General features: G+C 71.4%; 14 protein-coding genes. 7 read left to right on the plus strand and 7 right to left on the minus strand.

Annotated elements, in window-relative coordinates; genetic code table 11:
* The first annotated feature begins 23 nt into the window (after positions 1 to 23).
* The 4 genes from NRP21_RS24435 to NRP21_RS24450 are packed head-to-tail and all read left to right on the plus strand — an operon-like array spanning position 24 to position 4195.
* The gene (locus NRP21_RS24435) at positions 24 to 1016 is read left to right on the plus strand and encodes a TRAP transporter substrate-binding protein (RefSeq protein WP_257718852.1); all 993 of its coding nucleotides are present in this window, start codon (positions 24 to 26) and stop codon (positions 1014 to 1016) included.
* A 1-nt stretch (position 1017) separates the two neighbouring features.
* The gene (locus tag NRP21_RS24440; RefSeq protein ID WP_257718853.1) at positions 1018 to 1593 is read left to right on the plus strand and encodes a TRAP transporter small permease; all 576 of its coding nucleotides are present in this window, start codon (positions 1018 to 1020) and stop codon (positions 1591 to 1593) included.
* Positions 1590 to 2852, plus strand: coding sequence for a TRAP transporter large permease (locus NRP21_RS24445; RefSeq protein ID WP_257718854.1), 1263 nt, complete (start codon positions 1590 to 1592; stop codon positions 2850 to 2852). The genes NRP21_RS24440 and NRP21_RS24445 overlap by 4 nt, the downstream gene beginning before the upstream one ends.
* A 50-nt stretch (positions 2853 to 2902) precedes the next feature.
* Positions 2903 to 4195 carry a serine hydrolase domain-containing protein gene (locus NRP21_RS24450; protein ID WP_257718855.1) on the plus strand — a complete coding sequence of 431 codons (1293 nt, stop codon included), beginning with the start codon at positions 2903 to 2905 and terminating at the stop codon, positions 4193 to 4195.
* A 234-nt stretch (positions 4196 to 4429) separates the two neighbouring features.
* Here the strand turns inward: NRP21_RS24450 and NRP21_RS24455 are convergent, their stop codons facing one another.
* The 5 genes from NRP21_RS24455 to NRP21_RS24475 form a co-directional block, all read right to left on the minus strand.
* The gene (locus NRP21_RS24455) at positions 4430 to 4771 is read right to left on the minus strand and encodes an SWIB/MDM2 domain-containing protein (protein WP_257718856.1); all 342 of its coding nucleotides are present in this window, start codon (positions 4769 to 4771) and stop codon (positions 4430 to 4432) included.
* A gap of 282 nt (positions 4772 to 5053) precedes the next feature.
* A complete protein-coding gene (locus NRP21_RS24460) occupies positions 5054 to 5416 on the minus strand; it encodes a hypothetical protein (RefSeq protein WP_257718857.1) in 363 nt (120 codons plus the stop codon).
* 375 nt (positions 5417 to 5791) lie between these two features.
* The gene (locus NRP21_RS24465) at positions 5792 to 6268 is read right to left on the minus strand and encodes a GAF domain-containing protein (protein WP_257718858.1); all 477 of its coding nucleotides are present in this window, start codon (positions 6266 to 6268) and stop codon (positions 5792 to 5794) included.
* A complete protein-coding gene (locus NRP21_RS24470) occupies positions 6261 to 7256 on the minus strand; it encodes a Bug family tripartite tricarboxylate transporter substrate binding protein (protein ID WP_257718859.1) in 996 nt (331 codons plus the stop codon). The genes NRP21_RS24465 and NRP21_RS24470 overlap by 8 nt, the downstream gene beginning before the upstream one ends.
* The gene (locus NRP21_RS24475; RefSeq protein WP_257718860.1) at positions 7253 to 8023 is read right to left on the minus strand and encodes a FadR/GntR family transcriptional regulator; all 771 of its coding nucleotides are present in this window, start codon (positions 8021 to 8023) and stop codon (positions 7253 to 7255) included. Before NRP21_RS24475 ends, NRP21_RS24470 begins: the two co-directional genes overlap by 4 nt.
* A gap of 148 nt (positions 8024 to 8171) precedes the next feature.
* Between NRP21_RS24475 and NRP21_RS24480 the strand changes: the two genes are divergently transcribed.
* Positions 8172 to 9953, plus strand: coding sequence for a gamma-glutamyltransferase family protein (locus tag NRP21_RS24480; RefSeq protein WP_257718861.1), 1782 nt, complete (start codon positions 8172 to 8174; stop codon positions 9951 to 9953).
* 74 nt (positions 9954 to 10027) lie between these two features.
* Here the strand turns inward: NRP21_RS24480 and putA are convergent, their stop codons facing one another.
* Complete coding sequence (putA, locus tag NRP21_RS24485) at positions 10028 to 13675, minus strand: trifunctional transcriptional regulator/proline dehydrogenase/L-glutamate gamma-semialdehyde dehydrogenase (RefSeq protein ID WP_257718862.1); 3648 nt, start codon at positions 13673 to 13675, stop codon at positions 10028 to 10030.
* A gap of 119 nt (positions 13676 to 13794) precedes the next feature.
* Here putA and NRP21_RS24490 point away from each other — a divergent pair, with 119 nt between their 5' ends.
* Positions 13795 to 14256 (plus strand): Lrp/AsnC ligand binding domain-containing protein, encoded by a 462-nt coding sequence (locus tag NRP21_RS24490; protein ID WP_456300249.1) that lies wholly within the window; start codon positions 13795 to 13797, stop codon positions 14254 to 14256.
* A gap of 99 nt (positions 14257 to 14355) precedes the next feature.
* On the opposite strand, the gene NRP21_RS24495 is transcribed toward NRP21_RS24490, so the two are convergent.
* The gene (locus tag NRP21_RS24495) at positions 14356 to 15165 is read right to left on the minus strand and encodes a transglutaminase-like domain-containing protein (protein WP_257718864.1); all 810 of its coding nucleotides are present in this window, start codon (positions 15163 to 15165) and stop codon (positions 14356 to 14358) included.
* A 235-nt stretch (positions 15166 to 15400) separates the two neighbouring features.
* On the opposite strand from NRP21_RS24495, the gene NRP21_RS24500 reads away from it, so the two are divergent.
* Positions 15401 to 15616 (plus strand): hypothetical protein (locus NRP21_RS24500; protein ID WP_257718865.1); only part of this gene is annotated, 216 nt, incomplete at its 3' end.

Genomic DNA, 15616 nt, shown 5'->3' on the forward strand with positions numbered 1-15616 from the left:
ACGAAAACCCGGGAGGAAAGACCATGAACGCCAACATCACCCGCCGCGCGGCGCTGCTCGGCGCGGCCGGCATCCTGGCCACCCCGGCTGTCCTGCGGGCGCAGGGCCAGGTGCGGCTCACCCTCGGCCACGGCGCCGCGCCGGGCAACCCGCGCAGCGTGGCGGCGGAGCGCATGGCGTCCCGCCTGCGAGAGCAGAGCAACGGCCGGATCGAGATGCGCGTCGCCGGCTCCGCCCAGCTCGGTGACGACGCGGCGATGCTGACGGCGCTGCGGACCGGCACGCTCGACATCTCCGTCAACAGCCAGGGCGCGTCCTCGGCGGTGCTGCCGGAACTCGCGGCTCTCGGCCTGCCCTTCCTCTTCGCGGATCCCGGCGCCGCCTACCGCGTGGTGGACGGCGCCATCGGCGAGGAACTGGCGAAGCGCTTCGAAGGGGTTGGCCTCATCTCCCTCGGATTCTGGGACAACGGCATCCGCCACACCACGAACAGCAAGCGCGCGGTCAACCGGCCGGAGGACCTGCGCGGGCTGAAGCTCCGCACCCCGCCCGACCCGATGACGATCGACATCTTCCAATCCCTCGGCGCCGCGACGCAGCAGATCAACTTCAACGAGCTCTACGTGGCCCTGCAGCAGGGCGTGGTGGACGGGCAGGAGAACCCGCTGGCCAATATCCAGTCCTCCAAGCTCTACGAGGTGAACCGCTTCATCTCCCTCACCGGCCACAAGTGGGAGTGCAACCCCGTCCTCGTCTCCCGCATTGCCTGGGGGCGGCTGCGGCCCGACGACCGGCGCATGCTCCAGGACGCGGCGAAGGAAGCGGCGGCGGAGCAGCGCAACCTGTCGCAGGAGGTGGACGCGAAACTGCTGGGCGAGTTCCGCGCCAACTCGGCCGTGGCGGTGAACACGGTGGAGCAGGCGCCGTTCCGCGCCGCCACCGCCGCCGTGGCGGAGCGCTGGGAGGCGCGGCCCTTCGGCGACTTCGTCAAGCGCCTGCGGGCCGCGGCCGCGTGACATGGACCGCCACCCCTCCGCCCAGGCGGGCAGCGAGGCGCCGCCCCGGGGCGCGCTGATCGCGGCGACCGAGGCCGTGGACCGCGGCATCGCCATCCTCTGCCAGGGCGTGCTGCTCCTCACGGGCACCGCGCTCATGGCCGTGATGACCGCCAACGTGGTCACCCGCTACGTGCTGGCGAGCGGTGGCTTCGACTGGGCGGAGGAGGTGCCGCAGCAGCTCTTCCCCTGGTTCATCATGGCGGGCGTCGCCCTCGCCGTGCAGCGCGGCGGCCACATCGCGGTGGAGTGGCTGATGGGCTTCCTCGGGCGGGAGGGCCGGCGCGCCGTCCTGCTCGCGGGGCACGCGCTGGTGGCGGTGGCCTACCTCGTCCTGTGCTGGCAGGCGCTGCAGGTGGCGGAGATCGTCTCCATCGAGCGCAGCCCTGTCCTCGGCCTGGCCGGGAGCTACGGCTACTGGGCCGTGGCCGCGGGCTGCATCCTTCTCGCCATCGGAACCCTCACCATCGCGGTCCGCATCGCGCTGACAGGACCGGAAGCCCTGCCGACGCCGAGCCCGGAGGACGTACCGACATGAGCCTCGCCCTGATCCTCGCCTTCGTGGCGCTGATGATCGCGGTCATCCCGGTGGCGCACGCCCTGGTCATCGCCTCTGGTGCCGCGCTGCTGTGGAACGGCGACATGCCGCTGATGCTCGTCGCCCAGCAGATGTTCCAGCAGACCCAGTCCTTCCCCATGCTGGCGCTGCCCTTCTTCATCCTCGCCGGCACGCTCATCATGGAGGGAAAGCTGGGCGAGGAACTGCTGCGCTTCTCCGGGGAGATCATGCAGCGGCTGCGCGGCGGCGCGCTCTCCACCACCGTGGTGGGATCGGTGGTGTTCGGCGGTGTCTCCGGCAGCGCGGTGGCGAATGCCAGCGCGCTGGGATCGGTCCTCATCCCCTGGCAGAAGCGGCAGGGCTATCCCGCCGGGCTCTGCGCGGCGAACAACGCGACCTCGGCGGTGATCGATATCCTCATCCCGCCCTCCATCCCGATGATCCTCTACGCCGTCGTCAGCGGGGTCAGCATCGGTGATCTCTTCATGGCGGGCGTGCTGCCGGGCATCCTCATGGCGGCGGGCTTCGTGGGCGTCTGCTGGTGGAAGGCGCGCGGGCTGGATGTGCGGGCGGAGGCGCCGCCGCTGGAGGTAGGCCGCCTCCTCCGGCTCGCCTTCTTCGCGCTGCCGGCGCTCATCCTGCCCGTGCTGATCCTCGTTGCCCTGCGCTTCGGCTTCGCCACGCCGACCGAGATCGCGGTGATGGCGGTGATCTACGCGCTGCTGATGAGCGTCCTGCTCTACCGCGACATGTCCTGGGCCCGGTTCCACAAGGCGATGATCGATGCCGGCGTCGCCACGGGCATCGTGATGATGGTCATCATGGGCAGCGCGGCTGCGAGCTGGATCCTCACCTATGACGAGGTGCCGCAGCGCTTCGCGGATTGGGTCTCCACCACGCTGCAATCGCCCTGGCTGGTGATCCTGGCGATGAACCTCATCATGCTCGCCATCGGTGGCCCGCTGGACCTTGCCCCAGCCATCCTGCTGCTAGCGCCGATCTTCGTGCCGCTGGCTGCCCAGATCGGGCTGGATCCGCTGCAGCTCGGGCTGATCATGGTGATCAACCTCGGCATCGGCCTCTACACCCCGCCGGTGGGGACCACGCTGTTCATCTCCTCCACCATTGCGGGAAGCACGATGGGTGAGACGGTGCGGGCGCTCTGGCCCTTCTTCTGGGTGGCAATCGCCCTCCTCGCCCTCGTCAGCTACGTGCCCGCCCTCACCATCCGGTTCTGAGCCGGAAGAGGGTGGGGCCACCCCGCACAACAACGGAAGGAAACCCGCTCATGGTCGGACGACGGACCGCGCTCACCCTACCGGCCGGGCTGGCACTTCTCTCTGCCGGCGCCGCGCGCGCCGCCGGGCCGGGCGGTAGCCCCGCCCCGGCGCTGGAGCGCGCCGAGCGCCCGGAGGAGCTCGGCTTTTCCCGCCAGGGATTGGAGCGGCTCAGCGCGTGGTATCAGGCGGAGGTGGATGCCGGCCGCATCCCCGGCGCCGCGCTGGTGGTCGGCCGGGCGGGCCGGCTGGCCTGGCAAGAGGCGATCGGCATGCGGGACCGGGACGCACGGGCCCCGATGGAGAGGGACACCCTCTTCCGCATCGCCTCCATGACGAAGCCAGTCACCTCTCTCGCGGCCATGATCCTGGCCGAGGAGGGGCGGCTGATGCTGTGGCACCCCGTGAGCCGCTACCTGCCCGAGTTCAAGGATCTGAAGGTCGGGCCGGAGCGCGCGGTGCTGGAGCGGGAGCCGACGGTGCTGGACCTGCTGCGGCACACCTCGGGCCTGACCTACGGCGCGCCGGGTGCCGAGGCCGGGTCCGTCCCGCGGGCCTATGCGGACGCGAGGGTTGGCGACCAGTCGCAGACGGGCGAGGCGTTCATCGCCAACATCGCCCGCCAGCCGCTGCGGCATCAGCCCGGCCGGTACTGGGAGTACAGCCATTCCACCGACGTGCTCGGGCGCTTGGTTGAGGTGGCCTCCGGCCAGTCGCTGGACCGCTTCTTCGCCGAGCGCATCCTTGGCCCGCTGGGCATGACGCAGACCGCCTTCTGGGCCGGCCAGGAGAGAGCGCAGCGGCTCGCGCAGCCGCAGGTCGATCCGCTCACCAATGCGCGGCAGGCGATGCCGGCCCTGGTCGAGCGGCCGGCCTGGTTCTGGGGCGGGCAAGGGCTTGTCTCGACCGCCATGGACTATGCGCGGCTGTGCCAGATGTTCCTGGGCAAGGGCAGCCTCGGGGAGGCGCGGATCGTGTCGCGGCACACCGTGGCGCTCATGTCGGCCGACCACCTGCCGCCGGGGACGCGCACCGAGCCGGAGGTGTACCGCAACCAGGCGGTCCTCGCCCCTGTCCCCGAGAACGGGCACGGCTTCGGCCTTGGTTTCGTGGTGCGGAACTCGGCCGGAAGGACGTCCCTTCCGGGCAGCGCCGGAGACTTCTCCTGGGCCGGGGCCTACGGCCCGTATTTCTGGATCGACCCCAAGGAGGATCTCTACGCGGTCCTCATGATCCAGGGGCCGGCCAACCGGATGCACTATCGCTATGCCATGAGGCAGCTCGTCTACCAGGCGCTGAGCTGACGGTGCCATTGCCGGGGGTGGGGGACAGCGGCCGCCTCGCTCGCCGCATCGGCCGGGTAACCGTGCCTTTGCGCCGCCACGGCACCGGACCACTTTCCGCCCCTGTCCCCGTGCGGACCGCGGGCGTGGGCTGCCCTCCTCCCGTCCCCAGGCCGGGTCAGTCGCTCATGCACCTGGTGGGTGCATGAGCGGCCTGACGCTCAGCCGATCGCGGGGCTGAACCGGGAGGGTCCCCTAGCTGAGATGCTGGGCGAGGTGCTTGTTCATCTCGAACATCGTCACCTTGTCCTTCCCGAACACCTCGCGCAGCTTGTCGTCGGCCAGGATCTCGCGCCCGTCCTTCGGGTTCTGCAGCTTGTTGGCCTTGATGTATTCCCAGACCTTGCTGACCACCTCGCCGCGGGCGAGCTTCTCCTTGCCCACGATGGCTGCCAGCGCCTCTGAGGGTTGAAGGGGCTGCTGGAGCGCGTTCGGCTTGTTGCCCTTGGCCGGCTTCGCGACCTTGGTCCCCTTCGGCTTCTCGCCCCCACCCGAGCCTTCCTGTTCGGACGTCGCCGCTTTCGGCTTGCTTGGCATGAATGCAATCCCGCTTGTTCCCGGAGGCTGGAGTCCAGCATCCTCGACCCCGCAACGACGCGCGTGCTTGGCGGGTTTCGACGCCCTCTCTTCCGTTCCATGCCCGAACCGGGCCTCCAGAGGGCTCGGCGGTGCCGGGCGCGTTCAATTCCCGGGGTGTTGCCGTGATCCTGGCGAGTGGGACGAGATCCCGGCACGAAGGGCGCGGGGAAGGGCGAAGCGATGCGTCAAGCGGCCGATCACCCCGGGGGCATGCGGCCGGAACGACGCAGCAGTGCCGGGCTATTCGAAGCGGAAGCCGGCCTGAGGAAAGTGTGGATTCGCTTTCGGATCGCCCGGGCGTCCCTGCCCGAAGCATGGCATCGGTTGATCCTGCGCCTCCGCAACGGCGCGCCACCGATCGTGCCACTTCGCCAGGATCACCTCGGCTTCCGCCGGAGGAACGAGCTTCCGGATCAGAACCACGCCCACATCGATCAGCAAGGGCGGTGGAAAGCCCCGCTCCATGAAATGGATGGCCACGTTGTCCAGCAACTGCGAGAGGAGGTCGGGGCCAGACGGCACAGCGGTGCAAGGCTCGGCAGCCCCGTGTGCCGGCGCGAAGGGTATGTCTTCGATCGCGGCGAAAGGTGCATTTTTCGACACGCTATGATCGTTCCTCGCGTTTGCATACAACCATAGGTTTATAAGTTCTAAATTCACACTATCAATTGCGAGAAAATCGCCCGCTCAACGGGTGTTGAAGAGCTGCCAGCCGGGCAGCGGCGGGCCGGAGGCCGGCTCGCGCCTTGGCCCGGCCTCGTGACACCATCGCGCCATGCCGGCTTTTCCCGTCGCCTCCACGCTCCCTGGCGTCAGCCGGTCCTGCCCGCCGCCCAGGCCCGGCCGCCACCTTCGCCTCGCTCGGAACCCTGGATACGGGGAAACCAGCGGCACCCGCCCTGCCCGGGGCCGCGACAAGTGCCGGCCTTGCTTACGGGTGGAGAGATGCCCGACCGACGTGGCCGGGCATCGAACCCGTCACGCCCAGTCGGGAGCCGCGAGGAGGGCGAGCAGCCGCGCAACCTCGATCCGCTCCGGCACCAGGGCCGGCTCTGGCCAGAGCATGTTGAGCGTGCCGACGCAGCGCCCGCCGAGGATGATGGGCAGGTTCACGATACTGCGGAGGCCGAGGCCGAGGATCACGCCGTGATCCGCGAAGTGCTCGCGGATCGTCCCTTCGCCCTCGCCCTCGAAGCGGCGCGCCTCCAGCAGCACCTGCCGGCCCCAGGCCGTGTCGCGCTTCGGCTTGCGCCCGCCCACCGGGTACTCCTCCGGGCGGGAGCTGTAGAGGCGCTGCACCGTCATCGCCTCCCGGTCGAAGACCATGGCGGTGAGGAGCTGATGCCCGGCCAGCTCTCGCCCGAGCCGGTCGGCGGCACGGATCCTCGGCAGCGGCCCCCCCTGGAGGGCCGCCCGCTCGAAGGTCTCGATCAGGCCGGGCAGGAGATCAGGCATCGGACTTGTCGATGCCCAGGTCCAGGATGAGCTTGCGCCACTTCACCGCATCCGCGCGCAGCTGGTCGGCGAAGGCAACGGGGGTCTCGTTCACCACCTCCACGCCGATCGCGGCCATCTTGTCCTTCACCTCCGGCAGCATCAGCGCCTTGTTGATCTCGGCGTTCAGCCGGGCCACCAGCTCTGGCGGCATCCCCTTCGGGCCCAGCGCGCCGTACCACACCGCCATCTCAAAGCCCGGCAGGCTCTCCTTCACGGTCGGCACATCCGGCAGCAGGGCGGAGCGCCGCCCTTCCGTCACCGCCAGCAGCCTCAGTCGCCCGGCGCGGACATGGTCCAGCGTCTGCGTGCCGGCGGAGAAAAAGAGCTGCGTCTGGCCGGCCACCGTGTCCAGCGTCGCGGGCGCGCCGCCGCGATAGGGCACGTGCACCATGTCCAGCCCCGCCATCTGCGCGAACATGGCGGCGCAGAGGTGGTTCGTGGAGCCGGGCCCGGCGGAGGCGTAGGCGATCTTGCCCGGATTGGCCTTCGCGTAGGCGATGAACTCCGGGACGGTCTTCGCCGGAACCGAGGGGTGCACCACCATCGTGTTCAGCACGTAGGCCAGCAGCGCGATGGGCGTGAAGTCCTCCGCGCCGTTGAAGGGCATGTTGCGGAACAGCGCGTCGTTCATCGCGTGCGTGCTCATCGTCGCGAAGAGCAGCGTCTGCCCGTCCGGCGCCGAGCGCGCGACATAGGCGGAGCCGATATTGCCCGAGGCGCCGGACCGGTTCTCGACCACGAAGGGCTGCCCGAAGGCGATCCGCAGCGGGTCCGCCAGGATGCGGCCGAGAATGTCGGTCGAGCCCCCCGGCGCCCAGGGCACGATGACGCTGACGGGGCGGGTGGGATAGCCGCCCTGCGCGCGCGCCGCGCGGGGCAGGGTCGTCAGGGCAGGGGCGGCGAGGAGGGACAGCGCGGCGCGGCGCGAGACGTCGGGTCGGGTCATGGGCGTGATGTCCTGCGAGGCGGGGCTCGCTCAGCGGGTCTGGCCGTGTGGGCGTGTCCGTCCGCGTGTTGGTTCCGCGGATCTGGCGTGTCGTCGTTCCAGCCGGCTTCCTCGACCTGGATGGCCAGGTGAACCGATTGGAGGTGCGCGCGCATGGCGCGCTGCGCGGCGGCCGCATCGCGCGTGGCGATGGCGGCGGAAATCGCCTGGTGCTCCAGCGCGGATGCCTGGCGCAGGGGCTTCGTCGTGATGGCGGCGCGCAGCCGGCCCCAGTCCGTCCGCGCGCGGCTGTCCTCGATCGTCTCGAAGGCGGTTAGAAGCAGGGGGTTGTGGCAGGCGCGGGCGATGGCGCCGTGGAAGGCGCCATCCCAGCGACCCCAGCTCTCCTGGTCGCTCGTCTCGGCCCCGCGGCTGGCTGCGCGGGCGATCGCCGCGACATCCGTCGCCGTTGCCTTGATGGCGGCGAGCGACGCCATGGCGGGCTCCAGCGTCATCCGCGCCTCCATGATCGCGAGCGGATGGCTGGCCTGGGCGGCCGGGACCGCCCGGCGGGGCCCGGCGGGCTTCGGCCCGAGGAAGGTGCCCTGGCCCACTCCGCGCCAGATCCGCCCCTGTAGCTCCAGCTCGCCCAGCACCTCCCGCAGCGCGCGCCGGCTGATGCCGAGCCTTGCGGTGAGCTGGCGCTCGGGGAGGAGGCGATCGCCGGGCTGGAGCCCCACCTCCCTCAGATGGGCCTCCAGCCGATCGGCGGCGAGATCGGCGGGCATGGAACCTTTGCTAGATTGGTTTGCCTCCTGGCGCAAGGACGAGGCGATCCAGGGACCAAGATGCTGGCTGTGTCCGGCAAAGAATGCCACAAGGAGGCATTGGATATTGGGACCAATTAGGATTGGTTCCGCTTCGGGAGCCCCGCGCATGTTCACCACCCGTCCGGAGATCCGCGGCACCTTCGGCGCGGTGGCCACCACCCATTGGCTCGCCAGCGCCGTCGGCATGTCCGTGCTCGAGCGCGGCGGGAACGCCTTCGACGCGGCCGTCGCGGCCGGCTTCGTGCTGCAGATCGTGGAGCCGCATCTGAACGGCCCGGGCGGCGAGGTGCCGGTCATCCTCAAGCGCCACGACGCGCCGGAGCCCGTGGTGATCTGCGGCCAGGGGCCGTTCCCCATGGCCGCGACCCCGGAACGCTTCGCCGCGCTGGGCCTGAAGCAGGTTCCCGGCACCGGCCTGCTGCCCTCGGTCGTGCCCGGTGCCTTCGATGCCTGGATGCTGCTGCTGCGCGACCACGGAAGCTGGACCCCGCGCGCCGTGCTGGAAGCCGCCATCGGCTACGCCGAGGAGGGCTTCCCCGTGCTGCCCCGCGTCTCCTCCTCCATCCTGCCGGCGCGCGACTTCTTCCCGGAGGAGTGGCCCACATCGGCCGAGGTGTGGATCCCTGGCGGCGAGGTGCCGCGCCCGCGATCCCGCTTCCGCACCCCCGGCATCGCCGCGACCTACCGCCGCATCCTGGCCGAGGCCGAGGCCGCCGGTGCCGACCGGGAGCGTCAGATCGAGGCCGCGCGGGATGCCTTCTATCGTGGCTTCGTGGCCGAGGCGGTGGACCGCTTCTATCGGACGGCGGAGCTGATGGACTCCAGCGGCCGGCGCCATGGCGGCCTGCTCCGTGCCGACGACTTCGCGCGCTACCAGGCGCGGGTGGAGCGCACCGTCTCCCGCGACCACGCCGGCGTCACGGTCCACAAGACCGGCCCCTGGGGCCAGGGCCCCGCGCTGCTCCAGACCCTTGCCCTGCTGGAGGGCTACGACATCGCCGGCATGGATCCGGCCGGCGAGCGCTTCGTGCACACGGTGGTGGAGTGCATGAAGCTCTCCTACGCGGACCGGGAGGTCTTCTACGGCGATCCCGACGCCTCCGAGATCCCGCTCGATACCCTTCTCTCCCGCGGCTACGCCGACCGCCGCCGTGCCCTGGTCGGGGAGGCGGCCTCGCTCGACCTCACCCCAGGCGACCTGCCCGGCGCCGCGGAGGCCATGCGCCGCATCCTCTCGATGGCGGGGGCCGAGACGCCGGTCGGCATCGGCCACGGCGAGCCCACCTTCGCGCCGCTGCCCGTGGAGTGGGGCGACACCGTGCATCTCGACGTTGTGGACCGCTGGGGCAACATGGTCTCCGCCACCCCATCCGGCGGCTGGCTGCAATCCTCCCCGGCCGTGCCGGGCCTCGGCTTCTCCATCTCCACGCGCGGCCAGATGGGCTGGCTGAACGCCGGCCTGCCGAGCGACCTGCGGCCGGGCACCCGCCCGCGCACCACCCTCACCCCCACCCTCGTGACCAGGGATGGCGAGGCGATCCTCGCGATGGGCACGCCGGGCGGCGACCAGCAGGACCAGTGGACGCTGGCCGTGCTGCTGCGCCGCCTGCACCACGGGCTGGACCTGCAGGCCTCCATCGACCTGCCGCTCTTCACCAGCAAGCACTTCCCGCAATCCTTCTACCCCCGCACCTTCGAGGCCGGCCGCCTGCTGGTGGAGGACCGCCTGGGCCCGGACGCCATCGCGGCGCTGGAGCGCCGCGGCCACCGGGTGAAGGTGGAGGATTCCTGGTCGCTGGGCCGCGTCTGCGCGGTGGGGCGGGAGGACGGCTTCGTGATCGCGGCGGCGACGCCCCGCCTCATGCAGGCCTACGCCATCGGCCGGTAGCAGCAGGGCCGGGGCGGGATCGCCGTGCCCCGGCCGCGCGCGGATCCCGGGCCCGCCAAGGGGCCCAGGGATCGTCAGAGACTCATCAGGCTCGCATTCCCGCCCGCCGCCGCGGTGTTGGTGCTGACAGAGCGTTCCGCCACCAGCATGTCGAGCGGGTAGAGGCCGTCCCGGGCCGTGATGACCGGCCGGATGGCCCCGGGCGCCTCTGCCGCCTCGCGCAAAAGGCCGCGCAGCGCCTCGTCCCCGCCCTCGAAGAGGATGGCATCGCTCTCCGCCATCCCGTCCCCGGCGCGAACATGGGCCGCGATGGAGGAGGGCAGCGCCCCCAGCCGGCCGAGATCCGCCGCCCCGATCCGGGCGATGTTTCCGGTGGCGATGCAGGCCGCGAGCTGCGTCACCAGCTCCTCGTGCGTCGTGCCCCGGCACAGCACGGCGCCGCGCGGATGCAGGGCGTAGAGGTTCCGCTCGCCCACCGGGCCGGGCAGTTCGATCTCAAGCCCCGGCCGCGCCGCCGCGCCCTGCCGTGCGCAGCGATCAGCCAGATCGGCCATCCCCTGGCCGCGCAGCCAGTCCGTGAGCGCGCCCAGGACCGGCAACTGCCGGGTTGCGGGCAGTGGCGGCTCGGCCGGGACGATCGAGAGAAGGCGGCGCAGGTAGAGCGGCCCGCCCGCCTTCGGCCCCGTGCCGGACAGGCCGTGCCCGCCGAAGGGCTGCACGCCCACCACGGCGCCGATCAGGTTGCGGTTGACGTAGATGTTGCCGGCGCCCGCCTGGCCCGTCAGCCGCGCGATCGTCTCGTCGATGCGGGAGTGCACGCCGAAGGTCAGGCCGTAGCCCGTGGCGTTGATGTCGCGCATCAGCGCGTCCATCGCGTCGCGCCGGAAGCGCAGCACGTGCAGCACCGGGCCGAAGACCTCCCGCTCCAACTCCGCGATGCGGGTGATCTCGACGATGGCCGGCGCCACGAAACTGCCGTGGCGGCACGCTTTCGGCAGCGGCAGGGCGTGCACGGGGCGGCCCGCCGCGCGCATGGCGTCCACATGGCCCTGGATGCCCGCGCGCGCTTCCTCGGTGATGACGGGGCCGATGTCGGTGGAGAGCCGGTCGGGGTTGCCGAGGGAGAGCTCCGCCAGCGCGCCCTTGAGCATGGCGAGCACGCGGTCCGCCACGTCCTCCTGCAGGCAGAGCACGCGCAGCGCGGAGCAGCGCTGGCCCGCGCTGTCGAAGGCGGAGGCCATCACGTCCGCCACCACCTGTTCCGCGAGCGCCGAGCTGTCCACCACCAGCGCGTTCTGCCCGCCGGTCTCCGCGATCAGCGGGATGGGCCGGCAGTCGGGGCTCAGGCGGCCGGCGAGCCCGCGCTGGATCAGCCGCGCCACCTCGGTCGATCCGGTGAACATCACGCCCTGGGTGCGCGCATCGCCCACCAGCCGCGCGCCCACCCGGCCATCCCCGGGCAGGAGCTGCAGGGCGGCAGGCGGCACTCCGGCCTCACGCAGCAGGCCCACGGCGAGGGAGGCGATCAGCGGCACCTCCTCTGCAGGCTTGGCGAGCACCGGGTTTCCCGCCGCCAGGGCGGCCGCGACCTGGCCGGTGAAGATGGCCAGGGGGAAGTTCCAGGGCGAGATGCAGACCACGGGGCCGAGCGGGCGGTGCTCCTCCCCGAAGCCGCGCGCCGCGGCGGCGTAGTAGCGCAGGAAGTCCACCGCCTCGCGCACCTCGCCCACGGCGTTCGGCAGGGATTTGCCGGCTTCCCGTATGATGGGGCCGAGCAGCTCGCCCATGCGGGCCTCCATCAGCCCGGCCGCGCGCTCCAGCATCACGGCGCGCTTCGCGGGCGGCGTGGCGGCCCAGGCGGGCGCAGCGGCCTCCGCCGCGGCAAGGGCGGCGTCCACCACCGGGTCCGTGGCCTCCACGACATGGCCCACCAGGTCGCGCCTGTCCGCGGGGTTGCGGACCTCCCGCCCCTCGCCCGCCGCGGGGCCGTCGGCGAGCAGCGGCACGGCGCGGAGGGGGGCGGTGCCGTCGCGCAGGGTGGCGGCCAGCGCGGCGAGGCGGTCCTCATTCGTCAGGTCCAGCCCGGCGGAGTTCGGGCGTGCATCCCCGAACAGGGCGCGCGGCTGCGCGATGCCGTCATGCGGGCGGCCGAGCGGCGAGAGGGCGCGTGCCTCCGCCACCGGATCCGCCACCAGTGCCTCCACCGGCACGTCCGGGTCGTTGATGCGGTTCACGAAGGAGGAGTTGGCGCCGTTCTCCAGCAGGCGGCGGACGAGATAGGCCAGCAGCGTCTCGTGCGTGCCCACGGGGGCGTAGATGCGGCAGGGGCGGTTCAGGTGGTTATGGCCGACCACCTCCTCATAGAGCGGCTCGCCCATGCCGTGCAGGCACTGGAATTCGTACTGGCCGGGGTGCCAGGCCGTGGGATCGGCCATCTCGTGGATGGCGGCCACGGTGCGCGCGTTGTGGGTGGCGAATTGCGGGAAGACCGCGTCCGGCGCCGCGAGCAGCCTGCGCGCGCAGGCCAGGTAGGAGACGTCCGTGTGGATCTTGCGGGTGAAGACCGGGAAGCTCTCCAGCCCGTCCATCTGGGCGCGCTTGATCTCGCTGTCCCAGTAGGCGCCCTTCACCAGCCGCACCATCATGCGCCGCCCCGTGCGGCGGGCGAGGTCCACCACGAAGTCGGTCACGAAGGGCGCGCGGCGCTGGTAGGCCTGGATGACGAAGCCGACCCCGTTCCACTCCGCCAGCCGCTCGTCGTGGCAGAGCGCCTCCAGCAGGTCGAGCGACAGCTCCAGCCGGTCCGCCTCCTCGGCGTCGATGTTCAGGCCGATGTCGTAGCGGCGGGCGAGCACCGCCAGCCCGGCCACGCGCGGCAGCAGCTCCGCCATCACGCGCTCCCGCTGCGCGCGGGCGTAGCGTGGGTGCAGGGCGGAGAGCTTGATGGAGATTCCCGGGCCATCGACGATCCCGCGCCCGGCGGAGGCCTGCCCGATGGCGTGGATGGCGTTCTCGTAGTCGCGCAGGTAGCGCGCGGCGTCCCCGGCCGTGGTCGCGGCCTCGCCGAGCATGTCGTAGGAGTAGCGGAAGCCCTTCGCCTCCGTGGCGCGGCTGCGGGACAGCGCCTCCTCGATCGTCTGGCCCGTGACGAACTGCTCGCCCATCATCCGCATGGCCAGGTCCACGCCGCGGCGGATCACCGGCTCGCCGGCGCGTGCGATCAGCCGCGTCAGCGCCGCGCCTAGCCCCGCCTCGCTGTTCGTGGAGGACAGGCGCCCCGTGACCACCAGCCCCCAGGTGGCGGCATTGACGAAGAGGGAGGGGGAGTGGCCGAGATGCGCGCCCCAGTCGCCGCCGCCGATCTTGTCGCGGATCAGCGCGTCGCGGGTGGGGGTGTCGGGGATGCGCAGCAGGGCCTCGGCCAGGCACATCAGCGCGACCCCCTCGCTACTGGAAAGGGAGAACTCCTGAACCAGCGCCTCCACCCCGCCCTGGCGCCGCTTGGCGCGCAGGGCAGTGACAAGGCGGTGCGCCAGGGCTGCCGCCGCCGCGTCCTGCTCCGGCGGCAGGGCGGCCGCCTCGACCAGGGCGGGGAGGCAGTCCTGCTCCGGCCGGCGATAGGCGGCGGTGACGGCGGCGCGGAGCGGTGCCTGGGGGCGCAGATCCTCCGCGAAAGCCTGGAACGGCGTCCAGCCGGTCTCGGAAGGGGTGGGGGTGGTCATGGTCACGGCGGTCCTGGCTGGGCGGCAGGATCCTAGGGCTGGTCCCGCCGCATCAACATGCGATAGATCGGGCTGGCCGCCGGAGAATTCACGGGCAAATGCCTGGAGAGGCGTGGAAGATGCAGGACATAGACCGGACTGATCGCATGATCCTGGCCATCCTCCAGCGGGAGGGGCGGATCACCAACCTGGAGCTCTCCGACCGGATCGGCCTCTCCCCCACCGCGACCAGCGAGCGCATGCGGCGGCTCCTGAAGGAGGGGCTGGTGACCGGCTTCGGCGCGCGGCTGGACCCGCAGCGGCTGGGCTTCGGTCTGCTGGTCTTCGTGGAGGTGCTGCTGGACAAGACCACGCCGGACGTGTTCGGCCGCTTCGCCGAGGCCGTGAACCGCGCGCCCGAGGTGCTGGAGTGCCACATGGTCGCGGGGGGCTTCGACTACCTCGTGAAGACGCGGGTGCGGGACATGGCGGCCTACCGCGACTTCCTCGGGACGATCCTGCTCGGCCTGCCCGGCGTTCGCGAGACGCGCACCTACGCCGTCATGGAGGAGGTGAAGTCGGACGGCCCGCTCCCGTTGTGACGAGCTGTCCGACCGCCCGGCGAGCCGGTTGAGCGGGCCGAGGTCTGGTCCGGAAGGCTGAGGGTGGCCCGGCCTGGGGCCGGAACCTCGGGTCCGGCCCTAAGCCGGAACCTCGTCGGTCTGCACGGCGAAGCTGCGCAACAGGTTCGGGCCGAAGGTGGTGGTGATCGCGACATCCGTGGCGTCCCGCCCGCGCGCCAGCAGGACGCGCCCGATCCGCGGCACGTTGTTGCGGGCATCGAACACGTGCCATGCCCCGCCAAGATAGACCTCGAACCACGCCGCGAAATCCGGCACCCCCCAGGGCGGTGGCGTGCCCATGTCGCCCAGGTAGCCGGTGCAGTAGCGCGCCGGGATGTTCAGGCAGCGGCAGAAGGTGATCGCCAGGTGGGCGTAGTCGCGGCACACGCCCGTGCCTTCCCGGAAGGCCTCCTCCGCGGTGCGGGTGGATCGTGCGGCCTGGTAGTCGAAGGCGATGTGGTGGTGCACGAAGTCGCAGACGGCCTGCACGCGCCCCCAGCCCGGCGGCACGTTGCCGAAGAGCCGGAAGGCGGTGTCGGACATCAGGTCCGTCTCGCAGTACCGGCTGCCGAACAGGAAGCCGACGGCCTCGTCGGGCAGATCCTCAACGCGGTGCTCCGCGGCATCGGGGTGCAGATGGTCCGGCAGGCCGCTGTCGCGGACCATCGCGCTGTTGGACAGGGTGAAGCGGCCGGGCGGCGCGATGAGGCGGGTTCCGACGTTGCCGAACCCGTCATGGTAGGGAAAGGCCGGGACCGGCGGATCGAAGACGGGGGCTTCGGCCACGACGATATCCTGCGCCCGGCTGGGATGGATGCTGAGCATCATGATCATCGGCGTGGCTTGCGGGAGCTCGTAGACGAGCTTGTACCCGAGCTGGATGTGCAAAGGGCGCTTTCCGGAGGCTTGATCCGCGGGGGCAGCAAGGCCCGGGAAAGCGCCGGGCCGAGTTCATCACCGCAGAGGTCCGGCCTGCTTAGACCATTCGGTACCGTCCGTCGAAGAATTCCGTTCAGGCCACACGGCTCTTCGCCGGGGAGCGGGCCGGCAACTCGTGCCGAGCATCGCCGCGCGGGGGTGATCCACCCCAAGGCTGTGCCGGCACTTCAGGCCGGACTGGGACGTGGCGAAGGAACTCCAGCGGCATCTGCCCGAGGAGACGTCGCCGCTGGGCGCGTGCGAAACGGGCAGCCTGCCGGGTGAGGCCGCCGGAGGAGAGGCGGCCGCCCCTACATCCAGCCCGTGGATAAGTGGCATCCACCTTCTGCGTTGGAGCGATGGCCTGGGAAGGCGCATCTCCCTGTCACCGAAGGGCGGCACCCCGCCGCCCCATTCACCC

It is taken from the genome of Roseomonas populi, from assembly GCF_024594815.1.
Classification (GTDB): Bacteria; Pseudomonadota; Alphaproteobacteria; order Acetobacterales; family Acetobacteraceae; genus Roseomonas; species Roseomonas populi.